This is a genomic window from Niveibacterium sp., from assembly GCF_041909475.1.
In the GTDB taxonomy this organism is placed as follows: Bacteria; Pseudomonadota; Gammaproteobacteria; order Burkholderiales; family Rhodocyclaceae; genus Niveibacterium.
The window spans coordinates 54,349-74,319 of record NZ_JAYRDJ010000006.1; the positions used below are offsets into that span (position 1 = coordinate 54,349).

A 19,971-nucleotide genomic window follows, 5' to 3' on the forward strand; every position below is an offset into this window, starting at 1 on the left:
GGCCCCATGGACACCGGGCTTGAGCGCCGGCTCCGCAAGCTACGCACTTCAGCCGCCGCGCCCGGGCCGCATTGCACGCAGAAAGGCGCGCCCCTTCTGCCGCATGCTCAGCGTTTCGTCCGACAGCTCTTCAAGGAAGTCGGACAGGCGCTTGGATTTGGCGACCGCAATCAGCGTCAGCACGGTCGACAGCACCAGCACGAAGAAGAACACATTGACGCGGTCGATCAGCGGCGCTTCGGCTTCCGCGATCAGGTTCATACCGAGGAAGCCGGTCGAGATCGTGCCGATCAGCCCGAAGATCGTCACCACGGTGAGCCGCACCACGGTGTTCGACTGGCGCCGCGCGCTGTCGCTGTCGAGATAGTCGTTCATCTCGGCTACCTGTTCCTTCACCTGTTTGAACAGCTCGTCGTTGCCAAGCTGTGTCGACGCGCGCCGGAACAGCGACTGCACTTGGCCGCGCTCTGAGATCTCCGGGAACCAGTAGCGGTGTGTGAAACCGAGAAACAGCGCGTAGTTCGCGCGGATCCGCCGCTTGAACCGGCGCACCGATTCGACACTGCGGATATCGAGCCCGCCCATCGCGGCGGCGAGTCGGTCAGAGAACACCAGCAGCGCCGCCCGGTGGAAGTGCGCGATCAGGAACAGCAGGAAGTATTGATGGCGGAATTGCGCCAGCAGGCCACGCTCGCTGTCGCGATAGAACTCGCAGTCCGCCTCGCCGACCACGATCAGCGACTGGCTCGAACACAGGAAGCGGGTGTTCGGCCCCTCAGCGCTGTTGGACCAGTAGCGGTCATCGCAATAACGCTGTTCGAATTCCAGCACCGCCGGATCGTGCCGCGGCAACGGGTCGCCTGGGCGCAGATGGGCCACCAGGCCGAGCCGGATGAAGTCGTCGCGCGACAAGGCGCGTGGCTTCTCCAGCGCGAGGTAGGCCATGAAGGGCATGCGGTGGTATTCGATCTGGCGGTAGCGCAGCGGGCCTTCCTCGCGCACATGGTCCGACACCAGCGGCTGCAGCAACCACGCCCAATGCACGCCCACGCAGGGCGCGCGATTGCGGCACACGAAGGCGAGGTAGCGCGAACGCGCATCGCTGTCGGAACTGCTCAGCACCACGTCGTCCGCACCCAGCCACTCGGCGCGATGCACGTTGTGCAGGCCCTGCCCGGCGTCGTCCCAACCCGATGGATAGGCACGGCCAAAGCGGTACAGCAGTTCCTGCGCTGTGCTCAAGGGCAGCGAATCGGCGCAGAGCTCCACGTTCAGCAGGATCAGGTCCAGCTCGAAGAAGAAGTAGAGGTCGACATGCGCCACGGCCAGCCGCACCGGCGCGTCGCCCGGTGCAACCGTGATCCGCAAGGCCTGAACATCGTCGCGCCGGAACACCCGCATCGGCCCGGCTGGCAGCGGGCCATCCGGCAGATCGTCGGCACAGCGCGGGTCGCCGTACAAAAAGCGCTGCACATAGGGCAGGAAGGAGACGAACTCCTTGTAGTGCCGTTCGTGGAAATGCTGCGGGTCTTCGGTGAATTCGTCGGCGACGCGGCGCCAGACATGTTGCCAACGCGGGTCGTCCAGCGTCCGCCAGGGCTTGCGGCGCACTTCTTCGCCGTGCGCGCCTTCCAGTTGCAACGGCCACAGCAGCACATGGCGGAAATGGCGGACGATCTGGTCCGCGGCGGATTCCGGTTCGCTCGACGACATCGGCACCTCCGGCATGCGGCGTCGGCGGCGGAGCACCCGCCCCCATGACGCGAGAACACAAGGATAGGTCAGCCGTGCGAGACTGTCTGCCCTCGCCCTACCGCAAGAGGCCCACCATGCCGCTGGACGAACGCCGCGTCGCCCTGTTCATCGACGCCGACAATGCCCCCGCGCTGTATATCGACGTGATTCTCGCCGAGCTGGCGCGCCACGGCACGGTCTGCATCCGCCGCGCCTACGGCAACTGGAAGAGCGATCGCCTCAACAGCTGGGAAGCGGTGCTGAACCTGCATGCGATCCAGCCAATGCACCAGATCGACTACACTAAGGGCAAGAACGCGACCGACCTCGCGCTCGCGATCGACGTGATGGACACGCTGTATTCGCGCGAGATCGACGTCTTCGCGATCGCCTCGTCGGACTGCGATTTCACCCCGCTGGCGACCCGCCTGCAGGCCGCAGGCAAGCGGGTGATCGGTTTCGGCGAACGCAAGACGCCAGTCGCGTTGGTGAATGCCTGCTCCACGTTCCTGTACCTCGAGCAGGAAACTGCGGGTGACACCGCAGAAGAACTCGCCTCGGTGGCGCCGCGCGACGCGAAGGCGCTGAAGGGCGATGCACGCTTGATGAACCTGCTGCGCAACGCCGTACATGCCGCCGAGGACGACCAGGGCTGGGCGCCGCTCGCCAAGGCCGGCGCGCTGATCGGCAATCAGGCCTCGTTCGACTCGCGTAACTACGGTTTCAAGAAACTGGTTGATCTGTTCGACGCGATCGACCTGTTCGAAGTCACGCGCCGCGACGGCCACCCCTTCGTGCGCGACAAGAAGCGCAAGGCCGGCTGAACTGCTGCCGCCAAAACAAAACGCCCCGCAGAGCGGGGCGTTTTGTTTGATACGAGGCTGATTCGCAGTGTCGCTATCAGTCCGCTGCCAGATTCGCGGCGAACACGCTGTCGGCGTTGTCCGGGAACGCGTAGCGGGCGAACGCACGGCGGATGCGGGCCTTGTTGTGACGCGCGCCGTGGTCGATGAAGCGGATACCGATTGCCTTGCCGTTCTGCGCCATCGTCATGAACGCAAACCGCCAGCGGGCGGTTTCCGCCAAACGCTCACGCAGTTCGCACTCATTGGCGATTTCCACACCCGCCGCCTTCAGCGAGTCGAGGAATTCAGCGTAGGACTCTTCGCAAAGCCTTCCCATATTTCTGCTCCGTTATTCTGCGGTGGTCGTCCACCATGACGCCTCTAACGGGGCGGGTTACGGAAAGGTTGACAGCGCTTTTCGCGCCGATTGAGCGCGAGCACTTGCGCGAAACCCGCCAGGCAACAGAGACTTCGGCATCCTGATGCAAAACTGACGCCCATGAGCGACACCACTGCCAGCAACGAACGCCGCACGCGCCAACGCTTTGCCGCCCAGCGCGACGGCAAGACGATCTTCTGGGTTGAACTCGATGGCCACCGGCTGCCGCTCAACGACCTATCGCTTGAGGGCTTCAGCTACGCCTCGGAGATTTCGCCCGAGCTTGGGCTTGAATTTCCGTTCGCACTGCGGCTCGAAGGCATTCCGGACCGCGTCCGCGGCCGCGCGCGCATCGTCAATTACGTCAATGGCGCTGCGGGCGGACAGGTGGGCTGCCGTTTCCTGAACTTCGATGGCGATGGCGCCTTCGATCTGCACGACTGGCTGACGGTGCATGTGATCACCAGTGCATCGGTGCGCATCTCGGAGCAGGAAGCCAAGGCGATCGTGGCAGGGCCCTCGCTGATCTGACGCCCGCCCGCTCAGAAGGTCAGCCGCCGCGACGGGCGACGCGATCGTCGCGCCTTACTTTGTCGGCTTGCGGCGCAAATGCCGGCAGCTCACGTCTGAGCAAGGTCAGCAGCAAACGGTCGCCGTGCACCCGCAACACCGGCCACACGGGTCGCAGAACCGCCTCAGCCTCGTCGCGGCGCCCTTGTTGCGCCAGGGCCAGCGCATAGGCGCCGCTGCATTGCGCAAGCGATAGCCACGTCGCGGGGTTGGCCGCATGGGCCTGCAGGCTGCGTGTGGCGCCGGCCAGGGCGGTGACGGCCTCGCTGCGGCCATGGCGTAGCGCGATCATGCCGCGCGCCCAATCGTGGAAGGGGCGGCGCGACGCCGGAAGCTTGCGCGGATCGACGCCTGCAAGCAGCTCCAGCGCTGCCAGCACATCACCGACCCGCGCTTCGGCCAGCGCCAGATCAACACGGAGCGCCAGATCCGCCGGCGCCGCCAGGTGCGCCGCGCGGCTTGCGGCGACGAAGCCGGCGTAGTCACCGGCCGCGTAGTTCACCATCGCAAGGCGTTGATCGACCAGCGTTGGCGACTTCGCATGCAGACGCTCGCGCCAAGGTTCGAGCGCCGTGCGCGCCTTTTCGAGTTCATCCTGCGCCGCGCAAATGCACGCCGCACGGGCGGCAAGGTCAAAGGCCGACATCGGCTTGCGCACCTGGCTGGCCAGTTGGCCGGCGAGGGCGGCGGCATCAGTCCAGCGGCCGAATGCCATCGCCCGAAGCAGGCGGTCGTGGCAAATCGCGTAGCGATACTGCAACAGCGCCGGCAGCAGGGCGAAAGCCAGCACACCCAGTGCCAGCAACACGACGATTGCTTGCGCCAGAACGAGACCGGACGCGAGCAGGAACGCGACCAGCGCGACCCAGTAGCGCTGACGGCGCAGAAGTTCGGCACAGAAAGTGCGAAGGCTGGGCTCTGGCTGCTGACGTAGCGGCAACAGCGCCTGGGGCGCCGCCGGCGGGTAGCCACCGCGTTCGTCACGCGGCGCGATGAGCTCCGCCACGTCGCGCAGGCGAATGTTGGCCAGCCCGCGCGCCGCCAACGAGGCAATCGCCTGCTCTGCGTTGCCGGCGTCGACCGAATCCATCACGGTGTGCCCCGCCGGATCATGGGCACTGAAGAAAATGCGTGCCATCGTGAGCCCCCTGCCTGCGGGGCCACACCTGCCGAGGCCTCGCGAATCACGATGCTGGCATACGCCTTTGGCATTTTCGACGCCGTTCGTCCGGCCCTTCCGACCGGCCTTCGGCGCGCGGCGGATGACACCTTGCGCGGGTGTCGGAGCGTGGCCTACGTAGTGCGGCGAGCGCTCAGTAGTGCGGTGGAATCTCTTCGCGCAGATCGCGCGGCTCGCCACTTCCGCCACCCCCGCCAGCGCCAGCACGCACCTGCTCGGTCAGCGCGCGGACGTGCTTCTGCAAGGCCTCGATCTGCTGCTGCTGGCGATAGACGGTGTGATTGAGCTCGTCGAGCAGGTCTTCGGCGAAGCTGAGTTTGACTTCGAGGCGGGTGATGCGCTCTTCCATGGGCAATCCTTGAGTGGCGGCGCCATTCTAGGGCAGGACCGGAGAAGTCGTTATGGCAGCGCGCCGGCACCGGAACCCGGATGTCGCGATCCGCACTGCCGGCGTGCCGAGCGAGCCGGCACGCCGCTGCACTCAGGCAATGCTGGTTCAGCCCGCCTTGACCTTGGTGGTGTAGGCGAGATCGCTCTGCAGATTGGTCTGGGCCACGCCAATGCGCAGCAGCGCGTAGGTGACGCTGGCGAATGGATCCTCGTAGTCCGGCCGGCTCGCTTCCAGCACCGAAACACCCTTCGGAATCAGGCGCCCGCGGCCGGTATCCACCGTCGGTTCCGCCTTCAACACCCGTTCGTAATCGGCGCCACGCACGAGCAGGCTGAAGCCCGGGCGCAGCGACAGCACCTTGGCGCTGGAGAGCCCGCCGCTCACTTCCTCACGCGCGCGCTTCGTCAGCACATAGCTGATCGGATCACCGGCGAACACTGCTTCGCTGGTTTGGTCGCCGAGCAGGCGGTCGAGACTCTGGTTGAGGAAGTTCAGGCAGGGCGTGGTCAGCGCCGGCAAGCCGAGCAGGCCGATCAGCTCCTTGCCGGTATCGCCGGTGATGAAGTTCAGCGCCTCGCGCCACAGCGGCGGTTCTTCGTGCCGCAGCACCTTGAACTGCAGCTTGAGCGCGCCGCCCGGCACTTCCATCACGCGGTTCTGGAACGCGCGGCGGAACGACAGGCCCAGCTCGGTCGGCTCGGCCGCGACCGGCTCCTTGCCGCTGGCTTGCTTGTAGAGCTTGAGCCCGGCGTTGAGCACCCAGTTGAGGTTTTCCAGGCCGGGGTTGTTCTCGCCGCGATCCTGCGCGATCGAGAACTGGAAGGTCAGCCTGTCCTTCGGGCCAAAGCGCTTGTCGTCACGCGCGAAGTGGAAGCCGACCACCGAGATGCCGAACAGCGCGTCCGGATTGTCGTCGTTGCCGTCCAGCGCGGGGTCTGCCTCTTCCGGGCCGGCAACGCGATCGGTGTTGCCCTCGCTGATGAAGGGCAGCACGAAGAAGCTGGTTTCCCCCTGGCTCGTATCGGTCAGCTGCATGCGCCCCTCGCGCATGCGGAACTCGACCCCGTGCAGCGCATGGTGGCCGTTTGCGTCGCGGCCGAAGGCGCGCGGTGTCCAGATCTTGGGGTCTTCGACCAGGGCGCGATCGCTCACGCTCATCGGGTCGATGCGGATCAGGCCGGCACGTGTCGGCCCGGACGGGGCACTGAAGAAGGCGGGCATGGTGCAGCTCCTGCGAGGTGGTCTTTCAGACTAGCCCCCCCGCGTGAAGCTGCAATGTCGGATTAGGTGGCGACCTAAGGTCCGGCGCGCTAAGCCAGCAGGCTGCACTGTGTCGCCGCAGCCATGGCGCCAGGCGGTTTTCAGCGGCGGCGTGGCAACGCGCGCAACACGCCGCGCAGGCAGGCCGATTGCAGGCGCCAGCCAAGCACCGCGGCAAAGCACAAAGGCGCAAGGCTGAGCCGCACGGCGCCGCTGGCGAGCGGGGCGAGATCCGGCACGCGCGGGCCGCGCATCGCGCGCCGGCCCAGTGCCAGCGGCGTTGCCACGCTCCACGCCACGAGGCGATAGGTGAGCTCGGCGCCGGGACGACGCGGCAGGGTTTCGTTGCTGGGGATCGGGTGCATGGTTCGAGCGTGGTGCAAATGCAATCGGGCAGCCTAACCGATCCGCGCGCCGATTTCAGGCCGGCCCGGCATCGTCGTCGGCATCCGCCGCCTCGGGTACGACTTCGCGCGGCTTGGCAGCCGCCAGCATCGCCGCGCGGGTAGCCGGGGTTTCAAGGCTGACGCGGCCCAGCGTGCCGCTGCGGTAGTCGGTCAGCAGGATCAGCGCGGCTTTCTCCAGATCGAGGTCGCCGCCCTTCATGCGACAGCCGCGGCGCTTCGCAACTTCTTCCACCACGCCGGGGCCGTCGAAACCGGCCGGGTTGAACTTGTAGCGTGCGCCAAGCTGGGTCGGGTAGCGCGCGAGCAGGCATTCGGCAAGGAAGGCAGCCACCGCTTCCTCGATCACCGCATTGGTACCTACCGCATGGCTGGCGGCCAGCATGTAGCCGTCGCTGTCGTGTTCGATCTTCGGCCACAGCAGGCCCGGGGTATCGGTCAGCGTCATGCCGGGGCCCAGATCCAGCGTCTGCTGGCCCTTGGTCACCGCGGGTTCGTCACCGACCGCCGCCACCTTGCGCTTGAGCAGTGCGTTCATCAGCGTGGATTTGCCGACGTTCGGGATGCCCATGATCATCATGCGCAGCGGCTTGGTGTTGTCGTCGCGATGCGGTGCGAGCTGGCGGCAGGCGGGCACGATGCGCGCGACGTCGGCCGGCTTCTTGAACGACAGCGCGAGCGCGCGCACGCCGGGCTGCGCGTTGTAGTAGTCGAGCCACTCGCGCGTGGCTTCGGGGTCCGCAAGGTCGGCCTTGTTGAGCAGCTTGAGACAGGGGCGCTGCCGGAACAGGCGCAGTTCCTCGATCATCGGGTTGCGGCTAGCCTCGGGGATGCGGGCATCCAGCACCTCGATCACGATGTCGACAATCTTCAGGCTTTCGGCGGCTTTCTTGCGCGCCGAGGCCATGTGTCCGGGAAACCACTGGATCGCCATCGGGGTCGTGTCCGTTCGGAAAGCGTTGCTAAGGGGGCGCTATTGTCCCACCCCGCGCGCGGAAAGGCATCCGCAGCTTGCGGCCTCAGGCCATTGAGGCGGTTCAGGCCGCCGGCAGCGTCACCGCAAAGCTGCTGCCGGTGCCGGGCTCGCTGCGCACCGAGATCTGCCCGCCCAGCGTGTTCTCGACAATCGAACGCACGATGTCGAGCCCCAGCCCGGTGCCACCCCGCCCAGCCTTGGTCGTGAAGAAGGGCTCGAAGATCTGCGCGAGCAGCGCCGGCGGCATGCCCACGCCATCGTCGCCAACGCACAGCTCGATTGCGCCCGATGGCTGCCGCGATGCCGAGATGCGGATCGTGCCACCGCTGCGCCCCTCAAAGGCGTGCGTCACCGCGTTGGAGACGAGGTTGGCGAGCACCTGGCCGAGCGGCCCCGGGCTGGTATGCAAGCGCAGGCCGGCCGACAGATCCAGCACGAAGCGGTGCTTGCCGGGGGCCAGCATCGGCGCGAGCGTGTAGCGGAATTCTTCGACCCACTGCGCAAGGTCGATCTCGCGCTGTTGCGAGGTCGCCTGATCGAGCGCCATCTGCTTGAAGGATTCGAGCAGTTCGCAGGCGCGCCCAAGATTGCTCGCCAGCATGGTGGTGGAGGCCTCACTGGTGTCGAGGAAGGCCTCCAGATCGGAACGCCGCAGCGCGCCGCTCTTCACCCCTTCGCGCACGGTACGGATGCGCCCGGTGAGCGAGGTGGCCAGCGCGGTGACGTTGCCGATCGGGTTGCCGATGTCGTGCGCGAAGTTGGCCACCAGACGGCCCAGCGACGCGAGCTTCTCCGCCTGCATCACCTGCTGTTCCAGTTCGCTGTTGATCTGCCGCAGTCGCCCCTCCGTCTGTCGCCGCTCGCTGGTATCGAAGATCGACACCAGTACGCTGGTGCCGTCATCACCCGGGATCGGGCTAAGGCCGATCTCACACGGAAAGGTGCTGCCGTCGCGCCGCCGCGCTTCGAGCGCGCGGCCCTGAGCCATGGGGCGCGGGCACGCTGCGACGAAGTATTCGGCGACACGCTCGCGATGCTGCGCGACCTGGTCGGGCGGAATCAGCACGTCGACCTGTTCGCCGACCAGCATCGACGGCGCATAGCCCAGCAGGGCCTGCACCATGCCGTTGGCAAAGCGGATGCGACGCTTTTGATCGACGATCAGCAGTGCGGACGGCATCAACTCCACGACCTGGCGGAAACGCGCTTCGGCCGCCTTGCGTCGCAGCAGGTTGCGCACCCGAGCGAGCAGCAGGCCCGGCGAGACCGGCTTGGTGAGGAAGTCGTCGGCGCCCAGTTCCAGGCCTTCGAGCTGGCTCGCCTCGCTGGTATCGGCCGTGACCACGATCACCGCGATGTCATGCGTGTCTGCACCTTCACGCAAGCGCCGCAGCACATCGAAGCCGGAGAGCTCCGGCATCATCACGTCGAGCAGGATCAGCTGCGGCCGATCCGCCAGCGCTGCGAGCTCGAGCGCGCTGCGGCCGTTGGTCGCCGTCTTGATGCGGTAGTGGTGCTTCAACGACGCCGCCAGCACATGCAGGTTGGCGGGCTGATCGTCGACCAGCAGCAAGAGCGGTTTGTCGTGTTCGCCTTGGGTCATGCAGACACCTCGGGATTCAGGGTCGCGAGCAGTTGCGCTACCGTCGCGAGCGCAGCGTCGTGATCGAAATGATCGATCTGCCGCAGCAGGCGGCGCAAGGGTTCACCTGGGCCATCGTAAGCCGAGAGCTGTCGCAAGGTCTCGATCAGCGCGTCGGGCACCAGTTCGCGGCGCTCCAGATAGGGCGGCAAGGCACGCAGCGCATCGCGCAGGCCCGGCAGTTCGCGCTCGCCTGGCACGGTGTCGTGGCCGTCGAAATGCGCGCGGATCACCGCGACCGCAGTCTGCAGCGCGGCGGCGAAATCAGCGCCGGGCCGCTGCGTGCCGTCGCTGCGTAGCGCCTGTTCGGCCGCCGCGGCGCTGCCCGCGAGCGCGACCGCGCCGAGGTTGCCGGCGGCCCCCTTGATGGCATGCAGGCGGCCGAGCGCATCACCAACACGGCCATCGGCCAGCAATGCGTCGATCGCGTCGGCCGCGCCGGCGCAGTCGTCCGCCAGTTCGCAGAGCAGGCGGCGCAGGTTTGCCGCGTCGCCACCAAGGCGGTACAGCGCCGCCGCGAGATCGAAACCGGGCAGCGGCGGCGCATCCCCATCATCCGACGGCGCTGCGGCCTGCCCGGCCAGCGGCAGCCAGCGCAACAGCACCTGATCGAGCAGGGCAGGTTCGATGGGTTTGGCAACGAAGTCGACCATGCCTGCTTCAAGGCTTTGGCGCCGGTCTTCCGACAGCACGGCCGCGGTCATCGCCACCACCGGCAGGCCGCCGCAACCCGGCAGCGCGTGGATGCGCTGCGTGGCTTCGAGCCCGCCCATCACCGGCATATGCAGATCCATCAGCACCAGATCGAAGCGCTGCGCGGCAACCCGCTCCACCGCTTCGCTGCCGTTATGGGCCGTCGTGACCGTGATGCCCCGCCGGGCCAGAAAGCCCTCCGCCACCTGCTGGTTCTGCGCGTTGTCTTCCACCAGCAGCACATGAGCGCCGTTAAAGCGGGGCGTTGCCGTCACGGGGATCGGCGACGCCGCGGCCGCCGCGACAGGCCAGTGCGCCGGCAAGGCTTGGGCGGGGACCGCAGGCAGCGTAAAGCTGAAACGCGCCCCTTCGCCCGGCCGACTCTCCACCGCAATCTCGCCCCCCATCGCATTCACCAGCCGCTTGCAGATCGCCAGCCCCAAACCGCTGCCGCCGTGGCGCCGCGTGATGCTGCCATCAACCTGCGTGAACGGCTGGAACAGGCGGACGATCTGGTGTTCGGACAAACCAATGCCGCTGTCGGCGACGCAGCAACGCAGCATGGGCGTACCGTCCGCGCGAGCGGGCGCCGGCGCGGCGCTCAGTGCGATCTGCCCCTGCTCGGTGAACTTCACCGCGTTGCCAATCAGGTTGTTGAGCACCTGCGCGATGCGCAGCGGATCGCCCAACACCGGATCGCTCAGCGCGGACGCAATTTCGATTCGCAGCCCGAGGCCGCGCTCCTCGATACGCGCCGCAAACAGGTTGGCCGCGTCCTGTACCAGTTCGCCGAAGCGCAGCGGAATCTGTTCGATTTGCAATTGGCCGGCTTCGACCTTGGAGTAGTCGAGGATGTCGTTGAGCACCCCGAGCAGGGTCCGGCCCGAGGCGAGCGCGGTGTTGAGGTACTCGCGCTGTTCGCTGGAAAGCTCGCCGTCGAGCGCCAGTTCGGTCAGCCCCAGCACCGCGTTCATCGGCGTGCGGATCTCGTGGCTCATGTTCGCGAGGAACTCGGACTTGGCGCGGTTGGCCGCTTCCGCCGCACGGCGCGCCGACGCCATTTCGGCGGCAAGCTGGCGTTCCTGTGTGACGTCCTCAAACAGCCAGACGGTACCGCGCGTCAGATCGTTCGGATCGATCGCGCGCCCCGCCAGTGAGCAGATGAAGCGGCTGCCGTCCTTGCGTTTGAGTTCCTGGTCGCGCCGGTGGATGCCGCCGGTCTCCAACTCGGCGTAGATCGTGCCGCCGGCCACGTAAGCAGCCTCGTCAAGGTACCAGTCGCGCGTGGTGCGCCCGATCAGTTCGTCGCGCCCGTAGCCGAGCATTTCCTCAAGACGACGGTTGCACTTCTCGACCACGCGCTTGCGCAGCAGCGCGATGCCAAGCGATGCGGATTCGAAGATCGCCGTCTGCTCGTCGACCATGTTGCGCAGCGCCGCCGCCTGACGCCGCGCCTCGGTGACATCGCGATTGACGCCCACCGCGCGCAGCGGCGTGCCATCCGCCGCGCGCACGATCACCGCCAGCGCGCGGATGTGGCGCACCTCGCCATCCGGCGTGACGATGCGAAACTCGGTATCGAAGCTGCCCGCCCCGCGCAACGCGGCATCCAGTTCGGCCTCGGTGCGCGCACGGTCGTCCGGGTGCATGCGCGTCACCCAGGCCTCATACGCGCCGGAGAATTCGTCGCGCGTGGCGTGGTAAAGCGCGAACATCGTGTCGTCCCACAGCAGCACGTCGCCCACGACGTCCCAGTCCCAGATGCCGGCGCCCGCCGCGCGGGTGGCCAGCGCGAGGCGCTGTTCGCTTTCATGCTCGGCGGCTTCGACCAGCTTGCGTTCGGTGACGTCGGTGACAACGCCGTTCCACAGGCTGCCGCCATCGCCCAGCCGCGTACCGTCGGACTCGATGCGGAACCAGCGCGCCTCGCCGCGCACGACGAAGCGGCTCTCGATACGAAACGGCTTCAGTGTCGCGATCGCGTCGGCCTGCTTGCGCATCAACTCGGTGAGATCGGCCGGGTGCGTGCGCGAGAAGGGCAGCAGCGGATCACGCGCAATCGCGGCCTCATCCACGTCCAGCAGTTCGCAGAAACGCGGGCTGACATAGTCGAAACCGCTGCTGCCATCGGCGCCGACACGAAACGCGTAGATGCCGGCCGAGATGCGCCGCACCAGATCGTCGAAGCGCGCATTGCTGTGCGCCAGCTCCTGGGTGCGCGCGGTGACGCGCTGCTCCAGCAGGGCCTGTTCGTCGGCAAGCCGGTCAGCCATGCGGTTGAAGCTCGCGCCAAGTTCGCGGAATTCACCGCTGCCCGCCAGCGGTGCGCGCTCGTGCAGGTCGCCGGCGGCGATGCGCTGCGTGGCGCCGAGCAGCTGGCGGATCGGATTGACGATGCTGCGCGCGAGCACCACCGACATTGCGAGGGCCGCCAGCGCGATCAGCGCAAGCGCGGTGAGGCTTTGCGTGCGCAACTGCGTGGCTGGCGCAAAAGCCTCATCGGCATCGATCTTCACCACCATGTGCCAGCGTAGCGCCGGCAGGTAACGCCATGCGGCGGCCACACGCACGCTGGCGTAGTCGCGCGCGATGCCGCTGCCACGCTCGCCGCGGATCGCGGCCTGCATCGGCTCGCCCAGCTTGTCGAGCGGGCGGCGCAGGCGGAATGCGGCGTCCGGCACACGCCGCAGCGGCACCACGTACAGCGCCTTGTCACCTTCCCGCTGGGCAACGATGGTCTCCCCGCTCTGGCCAAGCCCGGTTGCGTCGGTCACCACGGCGTTGAGGTGTTCAAGCGACAGTTGCAGCGCGACGGTGCCGATCGGCTTGCCGTCGCGGATGACCGGCGACACGATGAAGACCGTCGGCCGCCCGCCCGACGGCGCATACGCCGCCACCGGCGTGACCTGGGTCGTCAGCAGCGCAAGAGCCTGGCGGTGCGCATGCGCAAGAATGCTGTCGCGGTAAGGGCCGGTATCGAGGTTGCTGTCGAAATCGGCTTCATGCAGCACCGAGAGCACAACGGTGCCGTCGGCGGCGGTCAGCAGCAGATCGTAGCCGCCGACGTTGTCCTGCACGCTGAGGAAATACTCGCGGTAGCGCGCCGCTTCAATCTGGTACTGCGTTGCCTCGGTGCTGGCGAGCAGTGACGGCAGCACGCTCAATGCATGCTGCGCCGTCGGCGAGTTGGCCAGCGCCCGGCTATCGGCCACGCGCTCTTCAAGGTAGCTGTTGATCTGGTCTGATTTCTTGTCGGCGATGGCAGACAAGTGAGTCAGCACGGTAGCGGTAAGGGTGCGCTCGAAGGCAGTATCGGCCCACCATGCGAGGCCGCCGACCGGCAACGCCGAGAGCAACAGAAAGCCCAGCATCAGGCGCGGCAGGATGCGACCGGGACTCACGGCGCCGCCCCTTCCAGCATTTGCTGCCAGGCTTCCCGACTGCGATACGCGGGCCACGGCGCGGGCCGCAACGGGTAGTCGGACGCGAACACCTGCTCGAACTGGCCATCCGGCAACACATGTCCGACGCGCATCCGCTTCCACAGATGCCGCGTCGCCGAATCGACCGCTGCGATCGACGAGGGGCCGCCGACGGACTGATGCAGCAGCGCGGCATTGACCCGGACCGGGTCGTCGCTGCCCGCGTCACGCACCGCCTGCGCCCAGAGCTTCACGCCAATGTAAGCGGCTTCGACTGGATCGCTGGTCGGCCGATCGGCGCCGAAGCGCGCACGCCAGTTCGCAACGAAGCGCCGGTTCTGTGGTGTATCGACTGACTGGAAGTAGCTCCAGACGGCGTAGTGCCGCGTCAGCCGCTCGCCGCCCCAGGCGCGCATCTCGGGCTCAGCCACGCTGAAGGACATCACCGGTTGCGCGGACAGCCCCGCCGCGATCAGCGCGGCAAAGAAGGCTGCGTTGCTGTCGCCGTTGAGGGTGTTGAGCACCACCGCCGGTCGTTCGTCAGCGAGTTCGGCAATGACATCGGCGAAATCACGGCTGCCCAGCGGCAGGTAGTGTTCGCCAACGACCTCGCCGCCACGCGCTTCAACCAGATCGCGGATGATCAGGTTCGCGGTACGCGGAAATCGGTAGTCGGAGCCAACCAGGAACACGCGCTTGCCGAAGTGCTCGAGCATCCAGTGCGTACCAGGCACGATCTGCTGGTTGGGCGCGAGGCCGGTGTACAGGATGTTGGGCGACTGCTCCATGCCCTCGTACTGCACCGGGTAGAACAGTAGGTGGTGATGACGCTCGACAATGGGTCGCACCGCGGCGCGGCAGGCCGATGTCCAGCATGCGAACAGCGCGCTGACGCGCTCTGCCGTGATCAGTCGCTCCGCCTCACGCGCCGCTTGCTCGGCGTCGGAACGGCTGTCCGCCACGCGCACCTCGACGGGCCGGCCCAGCAGACCACCGTCGGCGTTGAGTTCGGCCACCGCCATCTGCACCGAGTCGGCCAGCGGCCGTTCGCTCGCCGACATGGTGTCGCTCAGCGAATGCAGCACGCCGATGCGGATCGGCGTCGGCGCAGGGCTATGCCGCGTCCACAGCACGACGCCCGCAATGCAGATCAGCAAGAAAGCAAGGAGGGCGTATCGCCGGAGCATGGTGGCAGCTTGGGCAGGTCGTTCCCAGCAATTACGGCCGTCGGGGCCGTCGCTTGAACCTGCCGCGGCACGTCACGATCTGAGGCCGACCGCGTGTTCGCTCACGCTGGCCCGCGCCGGCCTGTGGGAGACTGCCCGCCGTGCGGCGTATCGGCCGCGTCGCCCGGAATGGGAGTGCATGCTGTGAGTGTTCTGCTGATGCTGATCGGCCTGGTACTGGGCCTCGTGGCCGCACTGGCCAATGACCTGAGCGGCTGGTTGGGCGCGGCACTGGGCGGGTTGATCGGTTTTCTCGCCGGTCGGGTGGTGTCGCTGACGCAGCGGTTAGAGGTGCTCGTCGAGCAGCTGGAAGCCAGCGAACAAGCGCAGGCGGCCCTGCGAGAGCACTTCGACCGCGTCACGCTGGCGATCCATCAGCGCTTCGTGGCGCTGGAGTCCCGCAAGGACGCATCAGCAGAGGCCGAAGCTCCTGCAGCGCCGGCCGAATCGGCGGTGAGCGCCGCCACGCACACCGCCGAGCGCACCACCGAGGACGCGAGCGAGCAGACCCCGGCACTGACCCTCGACGTGATCGCCGAGCCGGTGGCCGCGGTCATCGCGCCTGAGGCGGCATCAATTTCCGAGCCCGCTCAGGCCGTCGAGACCGCACCGGCGGAACAAGCCCATTCCGAGCCGGCCACGGCAGCGCCCAGTCAGCCCACGCCGGCCTGGGCGCCTGAAGTACCCGAGGCGGCCGCGCACGCCACCCCGCCGAACGAAACCGCGGAAGAAGCGCTTACCGAACCGGCCGGCCCCAATCTCATCGAACGCGCCTTCGACGCCGCGCGTGCCTGGCTTTTCGGTGGCAACACGCTGGTGCGTATGGGCATCGTGTTGCTGTTCCTCGGGCTGGCCTTCCTGCTGCGTTACGCGGCCGAACGCACCACGCTGCCAATCGAGTTCCGCTACGCGGGCGTAGCGGCCACTGCGCTCGGCCTGCTGGTGATCGGCTGGCGGCTACGTGCGCGCAACGGGCCGTATGGCCTGTTGTTGCAGGGCGCGGCGGTGGCGGTGATGTACCTCACTACCTTCGCGGCGATGCGGCTGCATCCGCTGATCCCGATGCAGGGCGGCTTCGCGCTGATGGTGGCCATCGCGGTGCTCGCCGGCTTGCTCGCAGTGAAGCAGGACGCCGCTTCGCTGGCGATTGCCGGCACGCTGGGCGGCTTTGCGGCGCCTATCCTGGCCTCCACCGGCGGCGGCAGCCATGTCGCGCTGTTCTCCTACTTCCTGCTGCTCAACGCCGGCGTGCTGGGCATTGCCTGGTTCAAGGCCTGGCGGGTGCTCAATCTGGTCGGCTTCGCCGGCACCTTCCTGATCGGCACGGCTTGGGGCTTGCGCAGCTACCAGCCGGAGCTCTTTGCCAGCACCGAACCCTTCCTCGTCGCGTTCTTCCTGATGTACGTGACGATTGCGCTGCTGTTCGCGCGCCGACGCATGGCCGAGTGGGTATCACCGACCGGCGATGGCGGCGACCGTGGGGCGCTGCTGCGCGGGGCGCTCGCGCACGCCAACGCGATCGACGGCACCCTGCTGTTCGGCGTGCCGCTGGTGGGCTTTGGCCTGCAGGTCGCGGTCATCCGCCACATCGAATACGGCATGGCCTTCAGCGCCTTTGCGCTGGGCGCCTTCTACCTGATCCTCGCGCGCGCGCTGCTCGGGCGAGACCGCATCCGCAACCTGCTGCTGGTGGAAGTGTTCCTCGCGCTGGGCGTGATCTTCGCGTCGCTGGCGATTCCACTCGCACTCGACGACCAATGGACTGCCGCCGCGTGGGCGGTGGAAGGCGCCGGCATCTACTGGCTGGGCCATCGCCAGCAACGCACGCTGGCGCGCGCCTTCGCGCTGCTGCTGCAAGCTGGCGCCACGGTGTTCTTCCTGCGCACGCTGAGTGGCGGCACGTCCGACCCCGGCCCCGTGCTCACCGGTTCGTGGCTCGGCACACTGATGCTGGCGGGTGCCTTGCTGTCGAACTGGCGCGTCGCCCGCATGGCCGCAGCGCAGAACAATCCGCCCGCAGACGCCGTGCTCAAGCCGCTGTTCGCGGTGTTGGGACTCGTCTTCGCCTACCTGCTGGCGCCGATGCTTGCCGGCAGCACCACCACCGCGGTGGCCTGGGCGATTGCCGGCGTCGCGACGGTGTGGGCCGCGCTGCGATTTGCCGATCGCGCCGCGCTACTCACCGGCATGTTGGTGCAGGTGGCCGCCGGCATCGTGTTCTTCGCCAACAACCATGGTGCGGCGACCGACGGCGCTCAGGTCTTTGCAGCCGGCCTGTCGGGCCTCGTCGTGTGCGGGCTGATCGGCCTCACGGTGCTTGCCAGCACGATCCTCGCGACGCGCCATGCCGATGCGCTGCCGGGCCTGTCGGCGGGCGTGGGGCTCTTCCTCGTTTTCGGCCTCGCGCTGATCAACCTTGCGGTGCTGTTTGTGCTGCCCTGGCGGGTGGCGAGCGGCGTGTGGGCGCTCAGCGGCGTGCTGATCCTCTGGCTCGCAGTCTCGCTGCGGCAGGCCGTGGCGATGTGGTTCGGCATCGCCTTGCAGGTGGCGGCGGCGGCGGCCTTCCTGCTGCAGGTGTGGCCGCACGTCGCGCTGCATACCGACCCGGATCTGTCACCACTGCGTCACGCCGGTTTCCTGGTGCCGCTGGTGATCGCACTCGCGGCCTGGGTCGCCGCGTGGCGCCTGCAACAGCGCGGCGACGAGCAGTTCGCCGACATCGCACCGAAACTCTCGCTGCTGGGGCTCCTGTGGGGCGCGCTGTGGTGGGGCCATGCCTGGCTGGGCGAGATCACGCGCTTCCTTGCGCCGACCCAGCATCATGCAGCAACGCTGGGCCTGATCGCCGCCACAGCGATCCTGTGGACGCTCGCGGCACGCCGCTGGGTCTGGGCCACGCTGGCGAACCTGTGCCTCGCACTCACGCCGTTTGGCTGGCTCGCACTCGCCGCCGCCTATCACGGCACCTACGCGCCCTTCTCCAACCTCGCCAGTGCTGGCTGGGCCGCGATGCTGCTCGCACATCTGCTCGCCTTGCGCCTGCTCGGCGAGGGTGACGACGCGCCGTGGCCGGCGATCGGCATCCGATTCGCCCATGCGCTCGGTGCATGGCTGTTGCTGACCGTGCTGGCGCTAGCAGCGCGCGCGCTATTCGCTGAGCTGGGTGACGAACGTTCTGCATGGCGCTGGCTGGGCTGGGCGCTGGTGCCGGCCGCCTACCTCGTGTTGACTGCACGCGAAAACTGGCCACAGCGCTGGCCCTTTGGCGCACACGAAACCACCTACCGCACGCTGGTCGCGACGCCGGTGGCGCTGCTGATGATGTTGTGGGTGATGGCGGCGAACCTGCATTCGACCGGCTCAGCCGCGCCGCTGCCCTACCTGCCGCTCGCCAACCCGCTCGAGATCGCCTGCGGCATCGTGCTGATCGCAGTGTGGCGCTGGCTCGCGCGGGTCGAGCTGGCCGACGACGTACAGCAGTTGCTGCGACCGAGCTTCGGCGCGCTCGCCTTCCTGGTCTATACCTGCGGTGTGGCACGAGCGGTGCATCACTGGGCCGGTGTGCCCTTTGAATCGCAGGCGCTGTTCGCCTCGATGACGCTGCAGGCGAGTCTATCGATCGCGTGGAGCATCGCCGCGCTGGCGCTGATGGTGAGCGGGCACCGTGCCCAGCACCGATTGCGCTGGCTGATCGGTGCGGTGCTGATCGGCGTGGTCGTCGCCAAGCTGTTCCTGATCGAACTCTCGAACACCGGCGGACTCGCGCGTATCGTGTCCTTCATCGCGGTGGGCGTGTTGCTACTGGTGGTGGGCTACTTCGCGCCGCTGCCACCGAAACAGAACGACCAGCAGGAAGGGGCCGGATCATGAGCCGCCGTATCGCCACCGCCTTGCTCGCACTGCTGTGCTGCAGCGCAGCCCATGCCGCTGAGCAAGCGGCGGACTTCACCACCCGCGCCAGCATCCGCGTCAACGAGACCGCGCCATACGCACGGCTCACGCTGCCGATCGACGCCTACCTCGCGGCCCGCTCACCGGACCTGCGCGATCTGCGCGTCTTCAACGCCAACGGCGAAGCCGTGCCCTTCGCGCTGATCGACACGCCGCCGCAGACACGCGCCAGCGAACAGCAACGTGCGCTACGGTGGTTCCCGCTGCACGGCGAAGCCGGCGCCAGGCTCGGCGATCTGCAAGTGGATGTGCGGCGCGACACCAGCGGCACCGTGGTGTCGGTGCGCGAGCAATCCGGCAGCAAAGCCGGCAAATCCTTGCGCGGCTACCTGATCGACACCGGTAGCAAGGAGGCAGCGCTGGCCGCGCTGGACATCACGCTCGGCGAAGGCATCAACGGCTTTCACCGCGTCAGCGTCGAGGCGAGCGACGATCTCACCCGGTGGCAGAGCCTGCAGGCCGACGCCGTGCTGGCAGCGCTCGATTTCAACAACGAGCAAATCCGCCGCGAGCGCATCGAACTCGGCCAGACCGGCGCGCGCTACCTGCGCGTGCTGTGGCGGGAGCCAGCCGAAGCGGTGCCGATTGCCGCAGTGAAGCTCGTCACCCGCGAGGCACATACCGAAGCGCCGGCGATCGTGTGGACCGGCGCAACACCAGCCCAGCGCGACACCAAGGGCGACTATGTGCTGAAGCTGCCGACGCCGATCCGCGCCGAGCAACTGCGCATCACACTGCCGCCCGGCAATCTGTTGGCGCCGGTTGAAGTCGCTACCCGCAACGATGAGCGCGCGCCGTGGCGGCGTATCGCCGGCGGCGTCGTCTATCGCCTCGCTGGCGACGGCGCCGACCGCACCTCGCCCGACATCGCGCTCGGCAACAGCGTGATCCAGCACCTGCGCCTGCACGCCGACCCGCGCAGCGGTGGACTCGGCAGCACCGCGCCCACGCTACAACTCGGGCTCACACCGCAACAACTCGTCTTCCTCACACACGGCCCGGCGCCCTACACCCTCGCCCTTGGCAAGCCCAACATCGCCCCGGCAGCGCTCGCCATCGACACCCTGGTGCCCGGCTACGGCCAGCCCGGCGCGCCCAAGATCGCCGACGCCGAAATCAGCTTCGGCCCCCAGGCCAGCGCCGCCGACGGCAGCGGCCCCACCCCTGACGCCCCGGCCAGCACGCGAAAATGGGTGCTGTGGGCGGTGCTCGTCGCGGGTGTTGCCGTGATGGGTGGCATGGCGTGGTCGCTGGTGAAGCAAACGAAGTAGCCGCTCGACACCCGCCGGAAGTACAGC

At 67.6% G+C, this 19,971-nt stretch carries 14 protein-coding genes; 4 read left to right on the forward strand and 10 right to left on the reverse strand.

Going from position 1 to position 19,971, the window contains the following annotated elements; genetic code table 11:
* Nucleotides 1–48 precede the first annotated feature (48 nt).
* Complete coding sequence (locus ACE3P0_RS06535; protein WP_374401074.1) at nucleotides 49–1,713, reverse strand: hypothetical protein; 1,665 nt, start codon at nucleotides 1,711–1,713, stop codon at nucleotides 49–51.
* A 116-nt stretch (nucleotides 1,714–1,829) separates the two neighbouring features.
* On the opposite strand from ACE3P0_RS06535, the gene ACE3P0_RS06540 reads away from it, so the two are divergent.
* Nucleotides 1,830–2,558 carry an NYN domain-containing protein gene (locus tag ACE3P0_RS06540; protein ID WP_374401076.1) on the forward strand — a complete coding sequence of 243 codons (729 nt, stop codon included), beginning with the start codon at nucleotides 1,830–1,832 and terminating at the stop codon, nucleotides 2,556–2,558.
* A 76-nt stretch (nucleotides 2,559–2,634) separates the two neighbouring features.
* On the opposite strand, the gene ACE3P0_RS06545 is transcribed toward ACE3P0_RS06540, so the two are convergent.
* On the reverse strand, nucleotides 2,635–2,916 hold the full coding sequence (locus ACE3P0_RS06545) for a hypothetical protein (RefSeq protein ID WP_374401078.1): 282 nt from the start codon (nucleotides 2,914–2,916) through the stop codon (nucleotides 2,635–2,637).
* 162 nt (nucleotides 2,917–3,078) lie between these two features.
* On the opposite strand from ACE3P0_RS06545, the gene ACE3P0_RS06550 reads away from it, so the two are divergent.
* Nucleotides 3,079–3,489 (forward strand): PilZ domain-containing protein, encoded by a 411-nt coding sequence (locus ACE3P0_RS06550; protein ID WP_374401080.1) that lies wholly within the window; start codon nucleotides 3,079–3,081, stop codon nucleotides 3,487–3,489.
* Between the two features lie 19 nt (nucleotides 3,490–3,508).
* Here the strand turns inward: ACE3P0_RS06550 and ACE3P0_RS06555 are convergent, their stop codons facing one another.
* The 8 genes from ACE3P0_RS06555 to ACE3P0_RS06590 all read right to left on the reverse strand — a co-directional run bounded on the left by ACE3P0_RS06555 (nucleotide 3,509) and on the right by ACE3P0_RS06590 (nucleotide 14,683).
* Nucleotides 3,509–4,666, reverse strand: coding sequence for a hypothetical protein (locus ACE3P0_RS06555; protein ID WP_374401082.1), 1,158 nt, complete (start codon nucleotides 4,664–4,666; stop codon nucleotides 3,509–3,511).
* A gap of 175 nt (nucleotides 4,667–4,841) precedes the next feature.
* Complete coding sequence (locus ACE3P0_RS06560; RefSeq protein WP_172201908.1) at nucleotides 4,842–5,057, reverse strand: SlyX family protein; 216 nt, start codon at nucleotides 5,055–5,057, stop codon at nucleotides 4,842–4,844.
* 147 nt (nucleotides 5,058–5,204) lie between these two features.
* Entirely contained in the window at nucleotides 5,205–6,320 is a 1,116-nt protein-coding gene (locus tag ACE3P0_RS06565; RefSeq protein ID WP_374401084.1) for a hypothetical protein, read from the reverse strand.
* A gap of 140 nt (nucleotides 6,321–6,460) precedes the next feature.
* On the reverse strand, nucleotides 6,461–6,724 hold the full coding sequence (locus tag ACE3P0_RS06570; protein ID WP_374401086.1) for a hypothetical protein: 264 nt from the start codon (nucleotides 6,722–6,724) through the stop codon (nucleotides 6,461–6,463).
* Between the two features lie 55 nt (nucleotides 6,725–6,779).
* Nucleotides 6,780–7,697: a ribosome biogenesis GTPase YlqF gene (gene ylqF, locus ACE3P0_RS06575; protein WP_374401088.1), complete on the reverse strand. Its 918-nt coding sequence runs from the start codon at nucleotides 7,695–7,697 to the stop codon at nucleotides 6,780–6,782.
* 103 nt (nucleotides 7,698–7,800) lie between these two features.
* Entirely contained in the window at nucleotides 7,801–9,342 is a 1,542-nt protein-coding gene (locus ACE3P0_RS06580; protein ID WP_374401090.1) for an ATP-binding protein, read from the reverse strand.
* Nucleotides 9,339–13,475 (reverse strand): PAS domain-containing protein, encoded by a 4,137-nt coding sequence (locus ACE3P0_RS06585; RefSeq protein WP_374401092.1) that lies wholly within the window; start codon nucleotides 13,473–13,475, stop codon nucleotides 9,339–9,341. The genes ACE3P0_RS06580 and ACE3P0_RS06585 overlap by 4 nt, the downstream gene beginning before the upstream one ends.
* Nucleotides 13,472–14,683 (reverse strand): urea ABC transporter substrate-binding protein, encoded by a 1,212-nt coding sequence (locus ACE3P0_RS06590; protein WP_374401094.1) that lies wholly within the window; start codon nucleotides 14,681–14,683, stop codon nucleotides 13,472–13,474. Before ACE3P0_RS06590 ends, ACE3P0_RS06585 begins: the two co-directional genes overlap by 4 nt.
* Before the next feature lie 183 nt (nucleotides 14,684–14,866).
* On the opposite strand from ACE3P0_RS06590, the gene ACE3P0_RS06595 reads away from it, so the two are divergent.
* Nucleotides 14,867–18,592 (forward strand): DUF2339 domain-containing protein, encoded by a 3,726-nt coding sequence (locus tag ACE3P0_RS06595; protein WP_374401096.1) that lies wholly within the window; start codon nucleotides 14,867–14,869, stop codon nucleotides 18,590–18,592.
* Nucleotides 18,589–19,944 (forward strand): DUF3999 domain-containing protein, encoded by a 1,356-nt coding sequence (locus ACE3P0_RS06600; RefSeq protein ID WP_374401097.1) that lies wholly within the window; start codon nucleotides 18,589–18,591, stop codon nucleotides 19,942–19,944. Before ACE3P0_RS06595 ends, ACE3P0_RS06600 begins: the two co-directional genes overlap by 4 nt.
* Nucleotides 19,945–19,971: the final 27 nt, after the last annotated feature.

Excerpts from the sequence above, each read along its gene's own strand:
- ACE3P0_RS06535 (WP_374401074.1), bottom strand. The coding sequence starts at position 1,713 with ATGTCGTCGAGCGAACCGGAATCCGCCGCGGACCAGATCGTCCGCCAT.
- ACE3P0_RS06540 (WP_374401076.1), top strand. The coding sequence starts at position 1,830 with ATGCCGCTGGACGAACGCCGCGTCGCCCTGTTCATCGACGCCGACAAT.
- ACE3P0_RS06545 (WP_374401078.1), bottom strand. The coding sequence starts at position 2,916 with ATGGGAAGGCTTTGCGAAGAGTCCTACGCTGAATTCCTCGACTCGCTG.
- ACE3P0_RS06550 (WP_374401080.1), top strand. The coding sequence starts at position 3,079 with ATGAGCGACACCACTGCCAGCAACGAACGCCGCACGCGCCAACGCTTT.
- ACE3P0_RS06555 (WP_374401082.1), bottom strand. The coding sequence starts at position 4,666 with ATGGCACGCATTTTCTTCAGTGCCCATGATCCGGCGGGGCACACCGTG.
- ACE3P0_RS06560 (WP_172201908.1), bottom strand. The coding sequence starts at position 5,057 with ATGGAAGAGCGCATCACCCGCCTCGAAGTCAAACTCAGCTTCGCCGAA.
- ACE3P0_RS06565 (WP_374401084.1), bottom strand. The coding sequence starts at position 6,320 with ATGCCCGCCTTCTTCAGTGCCCCGTCCGGGCCGACACGTGCCGGCCTG.
- ACE3P0_RS06570 (WP_374401086.1), bottom strand. The coding sequence starts at position 6,724 with ATGCACCCGATCCCCAGCAACGAAACCCTGCCGCGTCGTCCCGGCGCC.
- ylqF (WP_374401088.1), bottom strand. The coding sequence starts at position 7,697 with ATGGCGATCCAGTGGTTTCCCGGACACATGGCCTCGGCGCGCAAGAAA.
- ACE3P0_RS06580 (WP_374401090.1), bottom strand. The coding sequence starts at position 9,342 with ATGACCCAAGGCGAACACGACAAACCGCTCTTGCTGCTGGTCGACGAT.
- ACE3P0_RS06590 (WP_374401094.1), bottom strand. The coding sequence starts at position 14,683 with ATGCTCCGGCGATACGCCCTCCTTGCTTTCTTGCTGATCTGCATTGCG.
- ACE3P0_RS06600 (WP_374401097.1), top strand. The coding sequence starts at position 18,589 with ATGAGCCGCCGTATCGCCACCGCCTTGCTCGCACTGCTGTGCTGCAGC.